Annotated in this window: 18 protein-coding genes; 7 read left to right on the top strand and 11 right to left on the bottom strand. The window is 65.5% G+C overall.

Annotation, left to right across the window (positions count from 1 at the left end; all coding sequences use genetic code 11):
* The 3 genes from HWN72_RS11890 to HWN72_RS11880 form a co-directional block, all read left to right on the top strand.
* Positions 1-974: ABC transporter substrate-binding protein (locus HWN72_RS11890; protein WP_211150365.1), on the top strand; the 974-nt coding region annotated here is incomplete at its 5' end.
* Entirely contained in the window at positions 971-1,936 is a 966-nt protein-coding gene (locus tag HWN72_RS11885) for an iron ABC transporter permease (protein ID WP_008833417.1), read from the top strand. The genes HWN72_RS11890 and HWN72_RS11885, both read left to right, overlap by 4 nt.
* Positions 1,933-2,679 (top strand): ABC transporter ATP-binding protein, encoded by a 747-nt coding sequence (locus HWN72_RS11880; RefSeq protein ID WP_008833418.1) that lies wholly within the window; start codon positions 1,933-1,935, stop codon positions 2,677-2,679. The genes HWN72_RS11885 and HWN72_RS11880 overlap by 4 nt, the downstream gene beginning before the upstream one ends.
* A gap of 3 nt (positions 2,680-2,682) precedes the next feature.
* On the opposite strand, the gene HWN72_RS11875 is transcribed toward HWN72_RS11880, so the two are convergent.
* From HWN72_RS11875 to HWN72_RS11860, 4 genes are all read right to left on the bottom strand, one after another.
* Complete coding sequence (locus HWN72_RS11875; protein WP_172705215.1) at positions 2,683-2,841, bottom strand: hypothetical protein; 159 nt, start codon at positions 2,839-2,841, stop codon at positions 2,683-2,685.
* 49 nt (positions 2,842-2,890) lie between these two features.
* Positions 2,891-3,478, bottom strand: a complete 588-nt coding sequence (locus tag HWN72_RS11870; RefSeq protein WP_008833419.1) for a septal ring lytic transglycosylase RlpA family protein — start codon at positions 3,476-3,478, stop codon at positions 2,891-2,893.
* A 344-nt stretch (positions 3,479-3,822) separates the two neighbouring features.
* On the bottom strand, positions 3,823-4,212 hold the full coding sequence (locus HWN72_RS11865) for a hypothetical protein (protein WP_008832443.1): 390 nt from the start codon (positions 4,210-4,212) through the stop codon (positions 3,823-3,825).
* Positions 4,213-4,334: 122 nt separating this feature from the next.
* On the bottom strand, positions 4,335-4,751 hold the full coding sequence (locus tag HWN72_RS11860; protein ID WP_008832442.1) for a hypothetical protein: 417 nt from the start codon (positions 4,749-4,751) through the stop codon (positions 4,335-4,337).
* A gap of 231 nt (positions 4,752-4,982) precedes the next feature.
* Here HWN72_RS11860 and uvrA point away from each other — a divergent pair, with 231 nt between their 5' ends.
* Entirely contained in the window at positions 4,983-7,886 is a 2,904-nt protein-coding gene (uvrA, locus tag HWN72_RS11855) for an excinuclease ABC subunit UvrA (RefSeq protein ID WP_008832441.1), read from the top strand.
* Positions 7,887-8,111: 225 nt separating this feature from the next.
* Here uvrA and HWN72_RS11850 read toward each other — a convergent pair whose 3' ends face one another.
* Positions 8,112-8,474, bottom strand: coding sequence for a hypothetical protein (locus HWN72_RS11850; RefSeq protein WP_172705165.1), 363 nt, complete (start codon positions 8,472-8,474; stop codon positions 8,112-8,114).
* A gap of 188 nt (positions 8,475-8,662) precedes the next feature.
* On the opposite strand from HWN72_RS11850, the gene HWN72_RS11845 reads away from it, so the two are divergent.
* Together HWN72_RS11845 and HWN72_RS11840 are read left to right on the top strand one after the other, a co-directional pair.
* Positions 8,663-9,565: a hypothetical protein gene (locus HWN72_RS11845; RefSeq protein ID WP_008832440.1), complete on the top strand. Its 903-nt coding sequence runs from the start codon at positions 8,663-8,665 to the stop codon at positions 9,563-9,565.
* 121 nt (positions 9,566-9,686) lie between these two features.
* Positions 9,687-10,973, top strand: coding sequence for a hypothetical protein (locus tag HWN72_RS11840; RefSeq protein WP_211150364.1), 1,287 nt, complete (start codon positions 9,687-9,689; stop codon positions 10,971-10,973).
* Between the two features lie 73 nt (positions 10,974-11,046).
* On the opposite strand, the gene HWN72_RS11835 is transcribed toward HWN72_RS11840, so the two are convergent.
* The 6 genes from HWN72_RS11835 to HWN72_RS11810 form a co-directional block, all read right to left on the bottom strand.
* Positions 11,047-11,511, bottom strand: coding sequence for a septal ring lytic transglycosylase RlpA family protein (locus HWN72_RS11835; RefSeq protein WP_036523491.1), 465 nt, complete (start codon positions 11,509-11,511; stop codon positions 11,047-11,049).
* A gap of 155 nt (positions 11,512-11,666) precedes the next feature.
* Positions 11,667-12,887 (bottom strand): argininosuccinate synthase, encoded by a 1,221-nt coding sequence (locus HWN72_RS11830; RefSeq protein WP_008833102.1) that lies wholly within the window; start codon positions 12,885-12,887, stop codon positions 11,667-11,669.
* A 75-nt stretch (positions 12,888-12,962) separates the two neighbouring features.
* Positions 12,963-14,210, bottom strand: coding sequence for a cyclopropane-fatty-acyl-phospholipid synthase family protein (locus HWN72_RS11825; RefSeq protein WP_008833101.1), 1,248 nt, complete (start codon positions 14,208-14,210; stop codon positions 12,963-12,965).
* A 64-nt stretch (positions 14,211-14,274) separates the two neighbouring features.
* The gene (locus tag HWN72_RS11820; RefSeq protein ID WP_008833100.1) at positions 14,275-15,012 is read right to left on the bottom strand and encodes an SDR family oxidoreductase; all 738 of its coding nucleotides are present in this window, start codon (positions 15,010-15,012) and stop codon (positions 14,275-14,277) included.
* Between the two features lie 289 nt (positions 15,013-15,301).
* A complete protein-coding gene (locus tag HWN72_RS11815) occupies positions 15,302-15,628 on the bottom strand; it encodes a glycine zipper 2TM domain-containing protein (protein WP_008833099.1) in 327 nt (108 codons plus the stop codon).
* A 232-nt stretch (positions 15,629-15,860) separates the two neighbouring features.
* Positions 15,861-16,283: a glycine zipper 2TM domain-containing protein gene (locus HWN72_RS11810; RefSeq protein WP_008833098.1), complete on the bottom strand. Its 423-nt coding sequence runs from the start codon at positions 16,281-16,283 to the stop codon at positions 15,861-15,863.
* A 163-nt stretch (positions 16,284-16,446) separates the two neighbouring features.
* On the opposite strand from HWN72_RS11810, the gene HWN72_RS11805 reads away from it, so the two are divergent.
* On the top strand, positions 16,447-17,289 hold the full coding sequence (locus tag HWN72_RS11805) for a PhzF family phenazine biosynthesis protein (RefSeq protein ID WP_037521795.1): 843 nt from the start codon (positions 16,447-16,449) through the stop codon (positions 17,287-17,289).
* Positions 17,290-17,366: the final 77 nt, after the last annotated feature.

The following is a 17,366-nucleotide window of genomic DNA, read 5'->3' as shown; positions in this document are numbered from 1 at the left end:
AAGCGGGCTTCGGGTGGCTTGCCGTTACCCCGCTGCTCCTGACGCTCGCCGCCTGCCAACCCTTGTCGGACCCGCCGGTCGAGGGATCGGTACGTCCGCGCATCGTTTCGCTGAACCCCTGCACCGATGCGGTGCTGGCGGAGGTGACGTCGCCGGGGCAGCTGCTGGCGATCTCCCACTATAGCCACGATCCCTCGGCCAGTTCTATGGATCTCGCCCGCGCCGCGCAGTTCGCCGAAGTGTCTGACGCGGTGGAGGATGTCGTCGCGCTCGAACCCGATGTCGTGGTGGCGAGCAGCTACACGCCGCCGGCCACCGCGCAGGCCCTGCGCGACATGGGGCTGGAGGTCGTGCTCGAGCCGCTTCCCGCCGACCTTCCCGAAGCGCTCGCGCAAGTGCGGCGGCTGGCGAAGCTGGCGGGCAATCGTTCGGAAGGGGAGGAACTGGCCGGGCGGATAGAGGCCGCCGTCGCCCGTGCCAAGCCGCCGACCGGCGTGCGGCCGGTGCAGGCGCTGCTGTGGGAATCCGGCGGCATCGTCGCGGGCGACCACACGCTGATCGCCGATCTCATGCGCCGCGCCGGGTTTGCCAATGCCGCTGCCGCGCGCGGGCTTGCCCAGGCCGATTACCTGCCGCTGGAACGCGTGGTGGCCGATCCGCCGCGCGTGGTCTTCACCGTGGGCTCGCCCGCCGGCGAGGAGGACCGGATGCTGCGTCATCCCGCTCTCGCCAAAGTCCGGGGCATGATCCGCGCGCCGCTCGACCGTTCGTTGATCTGGTGCGGCGGGCCGACCGTGCCCAAGGCACTGGCGCGGTTCGCGCAAGTGCGGCGATCTCTCGATAACCCTAGGTCCCGCGGTCATCTCGGGCCCTTCGACAAGCTCAGGGTGAGCGGGGATGAAGGGAATCGCACAAGCTCCGCTCATGCTGAGCTTGTCGAAGCACCCGGCACAACGGCAGACCTTCATCCATGAACCGCCGCCTGATTCCGATCTTCGTCGTCCTGCTCGCGCTCGCCGTGCCGCTGTCGCTGCTGGCGGGGCGAGTGTGGATCGATCCCTTTGCGTCCGACACACACAATGCCTCGGTTATCCTGCTGTACTTGCGCCTGCCGCGCGCGTTGCTGGCGCTGATCGTCGGCGCGGGACTTGGCGGGGCGGGGGCGGCGATGCAGGGCTACTTGCGCAATCCGCTCGCCGATCCGGGCCTGTTCGGCATCGCGCCGGGCGCGGCGCTGGGTGCGGTGCTGAGCTTCTGGACCGGCTATGCCGCGTCGGTCTGGCTGCTGCCGGTCTTCGCTCTCGTCGGCGCGGGCGGGGCGATGGCGCTGCTGGCGTTGATCGCGGGGCGTGAGGCGGGCGTCGCCCTGTTCACGATGGCGGGGCTGATGATCTCCAGCCTGGCGGGGGCGCTGACGAGCCTTGCGATCAGCCTTTCGCCCACGCCGTTCGCGATGAGCGAGATCGTGACCTGGCTGATGGGCGCGCTGGCCGACCGTTCGTGGCGCGAGGTCGTCATTGCCGGGCCGCTGACGCTGCTGGGACTCGGCGTGCTGCTGGTGGCCGGGCGGGGGCTCGACGCGCTCACGCTGGGCGAGGCGGCGGCGCGTTCGCTGGGCTTCGAGCCGAGGCGACAACAGGCGCTGATGATCGCGGGCGTGGGCCTGACGGTCGGCGCGGCGGTTGCGGTGGCGGGTGTGATCGGCTTCGTCGGACTGATGGTCCCGCATCTCGTTCGGCCGCTGACCGACCGGCGGCCGTCCTCGCTGCTGGTGCCGAGCGCGCTGGCGGGGGCACTCCTGCTGCTCGTTGCCGATGCCGGCTGCCGCGTCCTCCCGCTTGCGGGCGGAGAGCTGCGGCTGGGGATTGCGCTCGCGCTGATCGGCGCGCCGTTCTTCCTTGCGCTGCTGCTGCGCATGCGGCGGGGGCTGGCATGACCGGGACGCTGAACACGGTGGGGCTCGGCATCGCGGGACGGCTGCGCGACCTGACGATGACCATCCATGCGGGGGAAGTCACTGCGATCTGCGGACCGAACGGCGCGGGCAAGTCGACGCTGCTGTCCTGCCTGGCGGGACTGGTGGAGCCCGATACCGGCGTTGCCGCGCTGGGCGGACGAGTGATGCATGCGGTGCCGCCGCGGGAACGCGCGCAGTGCATCGGCTATCTTCCGCAAAGCCCCGAAGTGGCGTGGGACGTCACGGTCGAAGTGCTGGTCGGGCTCGGTCGCCTGCCCTGGCAGGATACAGGGACGGGCGGTGGGCGGACCGCGATCGATGCCGCGATCGCGACGATGGACCTCGAGGCATTCCGGAAACGACCCGTCTCGCAGCTGTCGGGAGGTGAGCGGGCGAGGGCGCTGATGGCGCGGGTGCTGGCGACTGGCCCGGCCTGGCTGCTGGCGGACGAGCCGCTGGCCAATCTCGATCTCGGCCATGCGCTCGCATTGATGGGGCGCCTGCGCGAGCAAGGCCGCCAGGGCCGCGGCGTGGTGCTGGTCCTGCACGACCTGGCAACCGCGATGAACTACGCCGATCGCGTCATGGTGCTGCACGAGGGACGGATCGCCGCTGACGGAGAGCCCGGCCACGCGCTGTCCGAAGACGTCATCCGGAACGTTTGGGGCTGTCCGGCCCGCTGGTTGGGCGAGCCGGGAGCGCGTGCGCTTTCGCTGGGGTGAGCGTCAGCTTTCGACGAAGTGGCCCTTCGACCAGATGCGCATGGGCTCTTCGCGCTTTTCCGCCTCGCGCTGGTGCATCTCGCGCTGGCGGTCGAACAGCAGCGATCCCGTGCCACGGGCGAAACGGCTGCGACGGAACGGAATTTCGGCGCCTGAAGTCATCATCTCTCTCCTTTGGAGAGATAACGCGCAGCGCTTGCGTCCGGTTCCCTCAGCGCGTGCCGACGCCGCGCGCGAACTGTTCCTGCAGATTGGACAGCGTGCGGGCCGGGACCGGGGCGAGCGACCTGGCGGTCTTGCCCTTGCGCAGCGCGGCGCGGTCCTTCTCGTCGGGCTCGATGGCGCGGACCCGCACCGCCGCCTTGCCCTGCGTGCGGATGCCCAGCTCCTCCGCTGCGCCGCGCGAAAGATCGATGATGCGCGCGCTCTCGCCATACGGGCCGCGGTCGTTGATACGCACGATGATGCGCCTGCCGGTGTCGAGCGAGGTGACTTCCACATAAGCGGGCAGGGGCAGCGTCTTGTGCGCGGCGGTGATCCAGCCGGGGCGGAAGCGTTCTCCGTTGGCCACCTGGTTGCCGCTTTCCGAACCATACCACGTCGCATAGCCGAGCATGTCGTAGCCGGGCTGCGCGGCGGGAGTATAGGTTATGCCGCGCACCTTGTAGGGAGGGCCGATGCGGACGGGCACGTCGCTGACGGGGCGGTACTTCACCCCGCCGCCGCATGCCGCGAGCATGGCGACGAGGGACAGAACGGCAATGTTCCGTAAGGGGGCGCTGCGGATGAGGCCGGGCATGGCGGGCAGACTAGGACGTGAACTCATAAACAGCACCATCGAGGCGCCGGAATGGCGAACAACTCGGGCGGAAGCGTCCGCCGGAAGGGCTGGTTGCCCTTCCAAGGCCGCTTCGGTTCGAGATGGAAGCCATTCCGGCGTCCCGAAGGGATTTGACCAAAAAGGCCCAGCGCCGCGTCGACAGGCCTTGAAATATCGACATATTCCTTCGCCCTGCCTCCTTGCGCTGAGCCATTTTGCCTCAAACCTCGATGGTGCTGTTTATGAGTTCACGTCCTAGCCCCCGAGCGTCCGTGCTCCAATGCGGGGGCGGGCTCTTTCCACAAGGATGGCCGTATCCGGTCTTACCGCGCGCAGTGCTCGTAATAGCCCGCGCGGCAGGCGGCGACGTCCTCGCGCCATTCGCGCATGTCGTGCTCGTAACGGCGGCGCTCTTCGGCATAGTCGGCGCGCGCGGCGTCATAGTCACGACGATCGGCAGCGTAATCGCCTTGGTCCGCATCGGGGTGAGCGCGCGCCGTATCGTAGTCGCGCCAGCCTTGCGCATAACCGGCGTCGCGCCGGCGCACGTAGTCCAGCTGCTCGCGGTTGAGGCGGCGGATGGTCGCGGCGTCGCGGGCGACGGCGTCCGGCGTCATGGACGGATCGCGCGGATCGTCGGCAAGAACCGGCGTGGCGAAGCCTGCCAACAGTAAAAGCGCCACCACGCGCCCGAACAGCCCGAAAGCCCCCATTTTCCTGAATCCCCTGAGCCTGATCGGCGCACCCGACAGGCGCTATCTGCCTGCAGAATCGCGGGGATTCAAAGGGCTTGCGACGGGCGGTTCGTCGCGGGGTGAAGCCTCGGCGGAAGGGGTCAGCGCCCACCGGAGCCGGGAGCCTGCGGATCGGCGGGGCACTTCACGGCATTGCCGTTCCAGCACGCCGGGTTCCTGACTTCCCACTGCTTGCGGTCGGCGCGGTAGTCCTGTTCCGCCGCATCGTGCCGGTCGAGCGTCGCGTCGTAAGCGGCGGCATCGCGGGCGGTCTTCATGTCGTTGAGGGCGAGCGCGGCGTCGTATTGGGACCGGCTGGCCTCATTGCGGGCGAGCTGTTCCTGCGCGGCGGCGGCTTCACGGGCGTTCAGCATCTGTCGCCGTGCTTCGGGATTTCCCGGCTCCGGCGCGCTGGCAGCCGGTTTCCCGGTATCCCCGGCCATGACGGCGGACGGTAACATGAATGCGACGGCCGCTGCGGCGGCGATCTTCGGTGCGAGTTTGCGCATGGCGCGCATGGCGTTCTCCTCAAACTGCGAGGCCGCACGAATGCGGCGCTGGGTCGAAACGGAAAACGTGCGGGGGCCTTGCGGGTTTCCCGTCCGACCCCGCGCAGCCCCGGCTCGTCGCAGCGCGGGATCATCCAACGCCCGGAAACGCCCTTGCCCTTGGCGCGCTGTGCCCCATCTATGGGCAAACCGCCCGGCGCCTCTTGAATGGCGCGAACAAATCTGGAACATACCGCCTCCATGAGTCTCACCCACATCACCGTGCGCGGCGCGCGCGAGCACAACCTCAAGGGCTTCGACATTGCGCTCCCGCGTGAGAAGCTGATCGTCATCACCGGGCTTTCGGGCTCGGGCAAGTCGAGCCTCGCCTTCGACACGATCTATGCCGAGGGGCAGCGCCGCTATGTCGAAAGCCTCTCGGCCTATGCGCGCCAGTTCCTCGAGATGATGCAGAAGCCGAATGTCGAGCATATCGACGGCCTCTCGCCCGCCATCTCGATCGAGCAGAAGACCACCAGCCGCAATCCGCGTTCGACGGTGGCGACGGTGACCGAGATCTGGGACTACATGCGCCTGTTGTGGGCGCGCGTGGGCATTCCCTATTCCCCCGCCACGGGTCTTCCGATCGAGGCACAGACGGTCTCTAACATGGTCGACCGGGTGATGGCGCTGCCGGAAGGCACGCGCCTCTACCTGCTCGCCCCGGTGGTGCGCGGCCGCAAGGGCGAATACCGCAAGGAACTCGCCGAGTGGCAGAAGGCGGGCTACACCCGCGTGCGCATCGACGGCGAGTTCTACGCCATCGAGGACGCCCCCGCGCTCGACAAGAAGTACAAGCACGACATCGAGGTCGTGGTCGATCGCATCGCGGTGAAGGAGGGCATCCAGACCCGCCTTGCCGACAGCTTCGAGCAGGCGCTCAAGCTGGCCGAGGGGCTGGCCTATGCCGACATGGCCGACGGCAACGTCCCCGGCCGTGAGGAAGAGGAGCAGGGCAAGAACCTGAAAGGCGCCGGCCTGCCCGCCAACCGCATCGTCTTCTCGGAAAAGTTCGCCTGCCCCGTCAGCGGCTTCACCATCGAGGAGATCGAGCCGCGCCTGTTCTCCTTCAACGCCCCGCAAGGCGCGTGCCCGGCCTGCGACGGCCTCGGCGAGAAGCTGCTGTTCGACCCGCAGCTGGTCGTGCCGAACGAGCACCTGACGCTCAAGCAGGGCGCCATCGTGCCCTGGGCCAAGTCCAACCCGCCCAGCCCCTACTACATGCAGGTGCTCTCCAGCCTGGCCGCGCACTTCGGCTTCAACCTTACGACGCCGTGGGACGAACTGCCCGGCGAGATCAAGCTGGTGATCCTCTACGGCACCGGCGGCAAGGCCGTGCCGCTCACCTTCAAGGACGGGCGCAAGGAATACACCGTCAACAAGGCGTTCGAGGGTGTCATCGGCAACCTCAATCGCCGCATGCTGCAGACCGACAGCGCCTTCATGCGCGAGGAACTGAGCAAGTACCAGACCGCGCAACCGTGCGAGACCTGCGACGGCAAGCGCCTCAAGCCCGAGGCCCTCTCGGTCAAGATCGCCGGCAGCGACATCGCCGACGCCGCGCGCCTCTCGGTGGCGGACGGCTTCGCGTGGTTCGGGCAGCTGGAAGGCAAGCTCACCAACCAGCAGCAGCAGATCGCCAAGGCCATCCTCAAGGAGATCAACGAGCGCCTCGGCTTCCTCAACAACGTCGGGCTCGACTACCTCAACCTCGACCGCACCTCGGGCACGCTGTCGGGCGGCGAGAGCCAGCGCATCCGCCTCGCCAGCCAGATCGGCTCGGGCCTCTCGGGCGTGCTCTACGTGCTCGACGAGCCCAGCATCGGCCTGCACCAGCGCGACAACGACATGCTGCTCGAAACCCTCAAGCGCCTGCGCGACCTCGGCAACACCGTGATCGTGGTGGAGCATGACGAGGACGCCATCCGCACCGCCGACTACCTCGTCGATCTCGGCCCCGGCGCGGGCGTCCACGGCGGGCAGGTGGTCGCCGAAGGCACGCTCAAGCAAGTGCTCAAGAGCAAGGACAGCCTCACCGCGCAGTACCTCAACGGCACCCGCCGGATCGAGGTGCCGAAGGAACGCCGCAAGGGCAACGGCCACTTCGTCACCGTCGAGAACGCCCGCGCCAACAACCTGACCGGCGTGACCGCGAAGTTCCCGCTCGGCACCTTCTGCTGCGTGACCGGCGTGTCCGGCTCGGGCAAGTCCTCGCTCACCATCGACACGCTGCAGGCAGGCGCCAGCCGCCAGCTCAACGGCGCGCGCGTCATCGCGGGCGCGCACGACAAGATCACCGGCCTCGAAAAGTGCGACAAGGTGATCGAGATCGACCAGTCCCCGATCGGCCGCACCCCGCGCTCCAACCCCGCGACCTACACCGGCGCCTTCACCCAGATCCGCGACTGGTTCGCCGGCCTCCCCGAATCCGAAGCGCGCGGCTACAAGCCCGGCCGCTTCAGCTTCAACGTCAAGGGCGGCCGCTGCGAAGCCTGCCAGGGCGACGGCCTCATCAAGATCGAGATGCACTTCCTGCCCGACGTCTACGTGACGTGCGAGGAATGCCACGGCAAACGCTACAACCGCGAAACGCTGGAAGTGAAGTTCAAGGGCATGTCCATCGCCGACGTGCTCGACATGACGATCGAGGACGCCGAAGAATTCTTCAAGGCCGTCCCCCCCATCCGCGACAAGATGCACATGCTGAACGAGGTGGGCCTCGGCTACGTCAAGGTCGGCCAGCAGGCGACGACCCTGTCCGGCGGCGAGGCGCAGCGCGTGAAGCTGGCCAAGGAACTCGCCCGCCGCTCCACCGGCCAGACGCTCTACATCCTCGACGAACCCACCACCGGGCTCCACTTCGAAGACGTGCGCAAACTCCTCGAAGTGCTGCACCGACTGGTCGACCAGGGCAACTCGGTGGTCGTGATCGAACACAACCTCGACGTCATCAAGACCGCCGACTGGATCATCGACATGGGCCCCGAAGGCGGCGTCCGCGGCGGCCAGATCGTCGCCGAAGGCACGCCCGAAGAGGTGGTGAAGGTCAAAGGCAGCTTCACCGGAAGCTACCTCAAGCCCCTGCTGGGAAGCTGGGCGAAGTAAACCGCACATTCCTCCCCGAGCTTGTCTCGGGGAGGGGGCACAGGCGGTTCAGGTGAGGGGGGAAGAAGAAAGTAGAAATGCGAGGGCCATCGCCCTCGCGCTCCCGGAACTGTCAATGTCGCTTACGGCCAAAGCATAGAGATAATCGCCGTAATTGCTTTCTATTTTGTGTTGGTTAATGTGCCTTGTTGAATAAAAAAGAGGCAGCGTGAGCTGCCTCTTTACCTAAGTGTTTAAATAGCTTTTTGCTAGAAGCGCACTAAGAGTATTAACTGTTTGAATTAATTCATCATTTCGTGCTCGAAGTTTTTCTATTTCTGATTTTGCGACGTCGTGATGACGGTCGTCATAGTCAAATTCTCTGTCTCTTGGGACATCGCAAGCGGCATCAGTAAGTGCTTGGCTAACCCAAGCATTAATTTTCATGCCGCTAGATTTGGCTGCTTCTCGGGCAACCTCGACTGTCTCAGGAGACAGTCCTTTGATTGTCCAATCTTTTTGTGCACGCCCCCGCCCTTTGCCACGTGTACCCCGATTTGGTACCCCGCGCTCCGCTACAGTGGCTTCCACCGCTTGGAGGTCGGACATTACCAGTTCTCCTTGTTGATACGGAATCATATGCGAATTCTTTCGCATGTCCCGTGGTTCCCATTTATCCCCAAATTCGTACCCCATTCAACCCGAGATTTGTGGATAATGGGTTAAAGGTACCCGGGAAACGCGCTTGATGTACCCGCCATCCCAGCTCATAATGCCACCATTCAGGAGGTTAATGCATGAATGGGGCAGCAGCCACCGAGGCGATGCAGAGTGAACTTGATCGAGTGATACTCGAAGTTCGTACGGCTTTGGGTCGGCTAGCGCTCGAACGTAAAATCACCGGAGTATGCGCGGGTATTTTGAATCTCATCGATCAAAGTGAATTTCAAGTGACCGATGAGGAGAGTGAATCGGCTTTCCGTTTGGATCGCGGTAATATGCGGGTCTACTTCTATCTGGCGCCATTGGTAAAAGTATGGAATGAACTCTATGATGCCTGCGGGGAGATCGGCATATCTGGCGTAGAACGTGTGCGCTGGCAGCAGATCGGGCTAGCCCAATTCGTTATTCACGAATTGATCCATATCCGACAGAAATTTTCTGAATTTACAACGGTTCCGGTTATTAAGGTTGGTCTCCCCGGCATGGGTTTGCCCATGCTGGATTTGGCTGCTGATTTAGTTGCTGCTTGGGTGTCGGCCCTCATTGAGGTGCATTACAACGATGCTGGGGATGAAGATCTCATCCAAAGTTATTACGTTAATGCATTGCTTAGAGCATATCTCATCGGCGCTTTTGTTTTTGATGCAAGAACAAACCCCAATAAACGGCAGCGGGCAATCGGTTTGATTATATCGATGATGCTGGTTCAAGCAAAGATTGATGGCAAGCTGAACGCTGGAAATATCAACGAAGAATGGACGGAAATTTCCCCTGTTCTTGCTTTGGATATAAGTCGTTCTCACAGATTTAATGCAATTGTTATCGGAACATTGCCCGGTCTTCTGATTGAGGACCATGACGTTCATGATGGCGATGCGTTGATGGCTCTTTGGGAGAGCGTTGGCTCAAGGCCTATGCTTGATATAATCTCACGGACCTCCACTTTTCTAAAGGCCGCAGGCGCTATAGCCTCCTGAGCCTGAAGCGGATGCACTTTCCTACAGCCACCCACATACGATAACTAATCCGTCCCCCACGACGCGCCTGTCCGGGCTGCGTCGTGGTCTTTCGTGGCTTTCCTCTTGCGCGAGGTGGACGATGACGGACTTTTCCAGCAGCTTCGGTATCGACGGTGGGGCGGGGGATCGGCCTGTGCCGCTCCACCCTGTGCCCCTCCACCATCCTTCGGCCAAGGATGCGCTTGCGCATCCGTCTTGTCAGGCTCCCCCTCCCCCGCAGGGGGAGGAACAGGGAGCGCTTCGGTTCGGGCGGGGGTGGGTTCCCGCCTCGCGCGACATTGGTATTCCGGGCGAGCAGGCGGGCGCTTCGTCGGCCTCGGGCGCGGCGGAAAGGGTCCGGGAGCGCGAGGGCGATGGCCCTCGCATTGTCTCTTCTCCTTCTCTCCATGTCTCGCACACGGCGTGGGACGCCGACCGCAAGGTGCGGTTCCTCGACCAACTCTCGCAGAAGGGCGATGTGCGAGCCGCGTGTGCTTTCGTGGGAATGAGCCGGACTTCGGCTTATCTGCTGCGGCGGCGCGATGCGGTGTTTGCGGATGCCTGGACGGCGGCTCTGGTGCTGGCGCGGCAGCATGTCGAGGAGGTGCTGGCGACGCGGGCGCTCGATGGGGTGGAGGAGGCGGTATGGTTCCGGGGGGAGCTGGTCGGGGTGCGGCGGCGGTATGACTCGCGGTTGCTGCTGGCGCATCTGGCTCGGCTCGATGTCGCGGGGGAGGGGCATGAGGCTCTGGCCGAGCGGTTCGACGAGGTGCTGGCGCTCGTCGCCGGGGAGGAGCCTTGCGCGGATGTGCCGGGGATGGAGGAGGGCGCGGCGTTGCCTCCGGAGCGGGCGGACTATGTCGCGGCGGCGGGGGAGGCGCGGTTCGGCGATGCGCGGGAGGCGTGGCTCGACGCGGTGGATGCGATCGATGCTGCGGCCGGGTACGTGCAGCCGCTGGACGAGGGGGAGATCGCGGCCGAGGACGCGGGGGAGGCGCCGGACTATCCGGAAGCGCCGGTGCGCGGGCCTTTCCTGAGTGAGAGCGGCGCGCAGTGGGATCGCTGGCAGGCGCGCGCTTTCGCCCGGGTGGACGGGGCGCTCTCGGGCGGGGAGGGCGCGGCGCCGATGGAGTACAAGTCGCTGGAAGGCGGGGCCGGAGTTGCGGCTCTGGACCGTGTAAACCGTGTAAACCTGCTCGCGCCTCGTCGATGGGGAAGCACGGCTGGGCAAAAGTGTTCGGAGGCCGGGAACGCTTGTCCGGCTTCGCTGTTATCGAGTGTGAAGGCCGGCGCGGCGCTTCCCCCACCCCCTCCCAGCTGCGCCGGCCGACCTTTTTCCTTCAGATCAGGCGGCGGTGCTATCCACCCTTCGACAAGCTCAGGGTGAGCGGGGATTGTGATGGATGCTATCAATTCCGCTCAGGCTGAGCTTGTCGAAGCCCCCGCAGAAAAACCCAGCCTCAGTTGCCGAGGACGGCCAGTTCGACCTTGCCGCTGCCCATGCGGGTGATGCCGAGTTCGTCGGCGGCGGCGTCGGACAGGTCGATCACGCGGTTGCCGTGGAAGGGGCCGCGATCGTTGATGGTGACGACGACGACTTCGCCGTTGGCCGGGTTGGTGACCTGCACTTGCGTGCCGAAGGGCAGGGTGCGGTGTGCGGCGGTCAGTCCGTCGGGCGCGTAACGCTCGCCGCTGGCGGTGCGGGCGCCCTTGAGGTGGCGGCCGTAGAAGCTGGCGATGCCGCCTGCGATGGGAGTGACCTGGATGTCGTCGTCTTCGGGCGCGGTGAGGACGGCGGGAACTTCTGCGGCGGCGACGGCGTTGACGCCAGCGACAGGAGCAAGAACGAGAGCTTGCGAAGCTACCGGGGCTTCAGCCTGAGCGGGGCCTGCGAAGGGCAGGACGACGGCAGCGCACAGCGCCATCAGGCTTACGGCTCGAACTTGCAAAACTTACCCCGCTTCGTCGTTGACGATGGCGGGAGTCCTACCTGTGCGGTTCCCCGAAGGCCATATAGGCAAAAGCGGCCCGTCGCGCTTTGGCAACGGGCCGCCGGACTCTGTTAACCTAGGGGCAATGTTTACTTGGCGTCTCGCTGGGCCAGCAGGCGCAGGCGAAGGGCGTTGAGCTTGATGAAGCCCGCCGCATCCTTCTGGTCGTAGGCGCCGGCATCGTCCTCGAAGGTGACGTGGCGTTCGGAGTAGAGCGAGTCGGCGCTCTTGCGGCCGACTACCGAGGCGCTGCCCTTGTAGAGCTTGAGGCGCACGGTGCCGTTCACGCGGGCCTGCGAGTGGTCGATCGCGGCCTGCAGCATCTCGCGCTCGGGGGCGAACCAGAAGCCGTTGTAGATGAGCTCCGCGTACTTCGGCATCAGCTCGTCCTTGAGGTGAGCGGCGCCGCGGTCGAGCGTGATCTGCTCGATGCCACGGTGGGCGCGGGCGTAGATCTCGCCGCCGGGCGTCTCGTACATGCCGCGCGACTTCATGCCGACGAAGCGGTTTTCGACGAGGTCGAGGCGGCCGATGCCGTGCTTGCGGCCCAGCTCGTTGAGCTGGGTGAGGAGGGTCGCCGGGCTCATCGCCACGCCGTTGAGGGCGACGCCGTCACCCTTCTCGAAGTCGATGGTGATGTATTCCGGTGCGTCCGGCGCATCTTCCGGGTTGACGGTGCGCGAGTAGACGTAGTCAGGGGTCTCTTCCCACGGGTCCTCCAGCACCTTGCCCTCGGACGAGGTGTGCAGGAGGTTGGCGTCGGTCGAGAAGGGGCTTTCGCCGCGCTTGTCCTTGGGGACGGGGATCTGGTGCTGCTCGGCCCACTGGATGAGGGCGGTGCGGCTGGTCAGGTCCCACTCGCGCCAGGGGGCGATGACCTTGATGTTGGGGTCGAGCGCGTAGGCCGACAGCTCGAAGCGGACCTGATCGTTGCCCTTGCCGGTGGCGCCGTGGGCGACAGCGTCGGCGCCGGTCTCGTGGGCGATCTCGATCAGGCGCTTGGAGATCAGCGGGCGGGCGATCGAGGTGCCGAGGAGATAGTCGCCTTCGTAGCGGGCATTGGCGCGCATCATCGGGAACACGAAGTCGCGCACGAATTCCTCGCGCAGGTCGTCGATGTAGATGTTCTCGTCCGGCAGGCCCATCAGCTTGGCCTTGGCACGGGCGGGTTCGAGTTCCTCACCCTGGCCGAGGTCGGCGGTGAAGGTCACCACCTCGCAGTTGTAGGTGACCTGGAGCCACTTGAGGATGACGCTGGTGTCGAGGCCGCCGGAGTAGGCGAGGACGACCTTCTTGATGCTGTCGGACATGGGCACGGGCTTTCGCGGCATGAGCGGTGGAAGTTTGGGCGCGCGGCTAGCAGGTGCGCCCAAACTTCGCAACGTTTACGCGCCCAGCAGCACTTTCTCTCCTTCCGCGATGTAGTCGCGGGTGAGGGGCAGGGCGTGGCGCGAGCGGGTGTATTGGATCTGGTAGTTGCACATGCCGCCGCTCTCGAATGCGGCGGTGGCGCCGGAGAGGTAGAAAATCCACATGCGGTAGAAGCGCTCGTCGTGCAGCTTGACAATGGCCTCCTTGTTGGCGACGCAGCGCTTGTACCATTCGCGCAGGGTCTTGGCGTAGTGGAGGCGCAGGTTCTCCACGTCGGTGGCGATCAGGCGGACCTTTTCGCTGGCCTCCACCGTCTCGCTCAGCGCCGGGATGTAGCCGCCGGGGAAGATGTACTTGCGGGTGAAGGCGTCGGTCGAGCCGGGCCCGCCCATGCGGCCGATGGTGTGCATCAGCATCACGCCCTCGTCGTCCAGCATCGTCGCGCAGTCGCGGAAGAAGCGGTCGAACTGGGCCTGGCCGACGTGCTCGAACATGCCGACCGAGACGATGCGCTCGAACTTGTCGCCGCGCGCGGCGAGGTCGCGGTAGTCGATCAACTCGAAGTCGATGCGGCCCGAGACGCCCGCTTCCACGGCGCGCTGGCGGGCCAGCACCAGCTGTTCCTCGGAGAGCGTGATGCCCTTGACCGAAACGTCGAAGTGTTTGGCGAGATAGATCGCCATGCCGCCCCAGCCGCAGCCGATGTCGAGCACCTTCTGGCCCGGCTCGATCGCCAGCTTGGCGGCGATGTGGGCGAGCTTGGCGGTCTGCGCCTGCTCCAGCGTGATGTCGTCACTGGGCCAGTAGGCGCAGGAATACTGCATGTGCTCGATGTCGAGGAACAGGTTGTAGAGGTCGTTGCCCACGTCGTAGTGGTGGGCGATGTTCTTCTTGGCGCTCGCCGCGCGGTTGATGCCGTCGACGAGGGTGACGGCCTTGCCGATCACCTTCTTGAACGCGGTCTGCTCCTTCAATTCGCCGCCCTTGTCCCAGCGGGCGTTGGCGCGCAGCAGGTAGACGAGGTCCATGATGTCGCCCTGCTCGACTTCGAGCTGACCGTCCATGAAGGCTTCGGCGGCGCCCAGGCGCGGATCGCGCAGGATGCGGCGTTCGGCGCCCTTGTCGGTCAGGCGGATGCGGACGTGGGGAAAGCCTTCTGCGGGGGTTCCAAAGCGACGGAGGGAGCCGTCGGGGCGGGCCAGTTCGAGCACGCCCTGTCGGACGCCGCGCTCGAGGAAGCGGTCAAGTATGCCGAGTGCCATCAGGGGTTTGTGCGGGGGTAATTACCTGCATGCAAGGGGGCTTGTGTTGATAAATGCACAATCCTTACTCCCGCGCCAGAAACAGCACATCACGTTCCTGGGCCAGCAGGTGCTGTCCGGAATCGACGTAGAGCGTCTGGCCGCTGTCGAGCCAGCCTCCGGCAAGGAACAGGGCTGCCCCCGCTACGTCTTCGGGCGTCGCACGGCGACCCAGCAGGTTCATGCGGTGGGAGATTTCGGCTTCCGCCTCGTTCTGGTCGTGGCTGGCGAGGATGGCGCCCGGCGCGATGCCGTAGACGCGGTCTTCCTCTGCCCGCCGGGCCATGGAAAGCATCGGGATCGTCGCGGAAAGCGCGTGCTTGCTCATGGTGTAGGAGAAGAAATCCGGATTCGGATTGAGCAGCTTCTGGTCGGTAACGTGGATCAGGCGTCTGCCGGCGGAGGTGCGGGCATGGGCAAGGAACGTCTGTCCCAGCCGGGCGGGAGTGGCCGCATTCACCCGCATCGCGGCGGTGAAGATATCCGGTTCCAGCGTTTCGGCGGTGTCGAGGTCGAAGACGCCCGCGCAGTTCACCAGCACCCGCCAATCGTTCAGACGGGCAGCCAGTGCCTCGACCATGGCAGGGCCTTCATCCCAGTCGTCGAGGTCGCACGAGACGATCTCGGCGCTGGGCAGGCTCGCCGCGAGCGCTTCGGCCTGCGCCCGCGACCGGCCGTAGTGGATCACGACATGCCAGCCTGCCGCTCCGAAGGCGCGAGCGATGGTCGCGCCGATCCGCTTGGCGCCGCCGGTCACCAGCATGGCGGGGCGGCTCACTGCGCGGCCTCACAAGGTGACACATCAGGTTTACACGGTTTACACTGTCCTGAAGAGAAACTCCCGCCTCTCCGAAGGGGGCTTTCCGTAGCGAGGACAGACGAGCCGGTCATGAATGCAAGTCGCTGAAACATGGCGGCATTGGAGCATAGCCAGCCGCTGTAGGAAAGCCGGGATGCACCGATCGCACCGGCGGAGGGCCACGGCACGGACAAAGCAAAAGGCGCGCCGCCTTTCGGACGACGCGCCTTTCGCAAGGGACCGGGGATAAGGATCAGCGGCAGCGCGGACGGTCGCCGCCACGGTCGATCTCGCGACCCAGGACGGCGCCGCCGGCAGCGCCGAGCAAGGTGCCGACAGTGCGGTCACCGCGGGTGTCGATCGCACGACCGGCAAGGGCGCCGGCAACGCCGCCGATCAGCAGGCCGGTGGTGCCGTTCGACTTCTTGCAGTAGTAGCGGCCGTTGTTGCCGCGCCAGTACTTGACGCCGCGGTCGTTGTGGTAACGACGGTGATCGCGCGCTTCTGCCGGAGCGGTGAAAGCGACGGTCGCCGGAATGGTGAGCGCCATCATAGTGGCGGCGAGAATGGTCTTACGCATGATATGTGCCCTCATCGTAGCGTGGGAATGATCTGGTAACGCGGCTTTTCGTTCATTGATCCACAACGTCAGATGAACGAACGGCCGCTGCTGGAAATCCGTGACGAACTGCGCTGGTACAGCGATGAAGCGAGGGAAATGTTTCTTTCGGAAACAAAAATACCGCCTCAACGCGAAAGCGCGCGGCCCTTTCGGACCGCGCGCTTCTCGTCTCAGGGTATGAAATCTCAGTTCAGCGGCACTGGATGTCGCCCTTGTCGATCTCTCGGCCGAGCGCTCCGCCGAGGACGCCGCCCAGGATCGTGCCGATGGTCTTGTCACCACGGCCGGCAATCTGGTTCCCCGCCAGCGCGCCCACGCCGGCACCGATGATCAGGCCGGTCGTGCCGTTGTCGCGCTTGCAGTAGTAGCGCCCGTCATTGCCGCGCCAGACACGGTCGTTGCGGGTAAGGCGGCGCGGTTCGCGGTAGCGGCCGCGCGAATCGTACATGTCGCGGCGGTCGTAGCGATCGTGACGGTCATTGCGGTCGTACCGGTCATGGTCACGGCGACCGTGCGCAGGCGCCCAGGGCGGCGGGTCGCCAAGCACCGGCGCGACGGGCAGGGCAGTGATGGTGGCGGCGAACGCAGCCATCGCCAGCAGGGACTTCTTCATGGTTCAAACTCCTGCGAAAATTCCTGTTCGAGAACCCGATCGGTCTGGACCCGCACTTCGCAACGCGCGATGAACCGCCGGGCAGGTCGGGAGCGCAAGGGACAAGATGGACCCGGACTGCGACGAAACGTTCAAAAGTGCAATTAGCTCCGAAAGGCATGCCATGTTTCTCGATCTCATCGACGTCTTCGGCTCCGGCCCGCTCAGTGGCAATCCTCTGGCGGTCGTGCGCGGCGGTGAGGGGATGAGCGACGCGCAGATGCTGCGGCTGACGCAGTGGCTGGGCTATTCGGAGACGACCTTTCTCCTGCCGCCGACCGACCCGGGTGCCGATTACCGGGTGCGTATATTCTACCCGGCGGGCGAACTGCCCTTCGCCGGGCACCCGACGCTGGGTAGTGCCCATGCGTGGCTCGCCGCCGGAGGAAAGGCGAAGGAGGACGGATGCGTGGTGCAGGAATGTGGCATAGGTCTCGTCGAGGTGCGCCGGGATGGCGAGCGGCTGGCGTTCCGCGCGCCGCCGCTGATCCGGTCGGGGCCGCTCGATGCCGAGGACCGCGCGGAAACGCTTCGCCTCACCGGGACAGACGAGGCGCAAGTCGTCGCCGCGGTCCATGCCGCCAACGGGCCGGGCTGGAAGCTGTTGCACCTTGCTTCGGCGGAGGCGGTGCTGGCGACTGAGCCCGTCTCGCGTGCGCCGAAGGGGACCGACGTGGCGCTGCTGGGCCCGTGCGCTCCGGGTGGTGCGGCGCAGTTCGAGTTGCGGGCGTTCTTTGCCGATCCGGCAGGCAAGATGGTCGAGGACCCGGTGACCGGCAGTCTCAACGCGGCGGTGGCGCAGTACCTTTTCGCGAGCGGTCAGGCCGAGGGCAACTATGTCGCCGCGCAGGGCCGCAAGGTCGGGGCGGACGGGCTGGTCTATTGCTCCCAGGACGAGAGCGGCGACGTCTGGATCGCCGGGCGCGTGGAGACCGTAGCGACGGGCGGGGCGTTGTTCCCGGCGTAACAGGTTTGTGCTGCGTATGGCACTCTCCCCACCCCGCTCAGCCTGAGCTTGTCGAAGGCCCCGAGGCGAAGCGCCAG

This window comes from Novosphingobium sp. HR1a, assembly GCF_015594425.1.
Taxonomy (GTDB): Bacteria; Pseudomonadota; Alphaproteobacteria; order Sphingomonadales; family Sphingomonadaceae; genus Novosphingobium; species Novosphingobium resinovorum_A.
The sequence above is the reverse complement of the archived record's forward strand: the minus strand, read 5'-3'. Positions and strand labels throughout refer to the sequence as shown.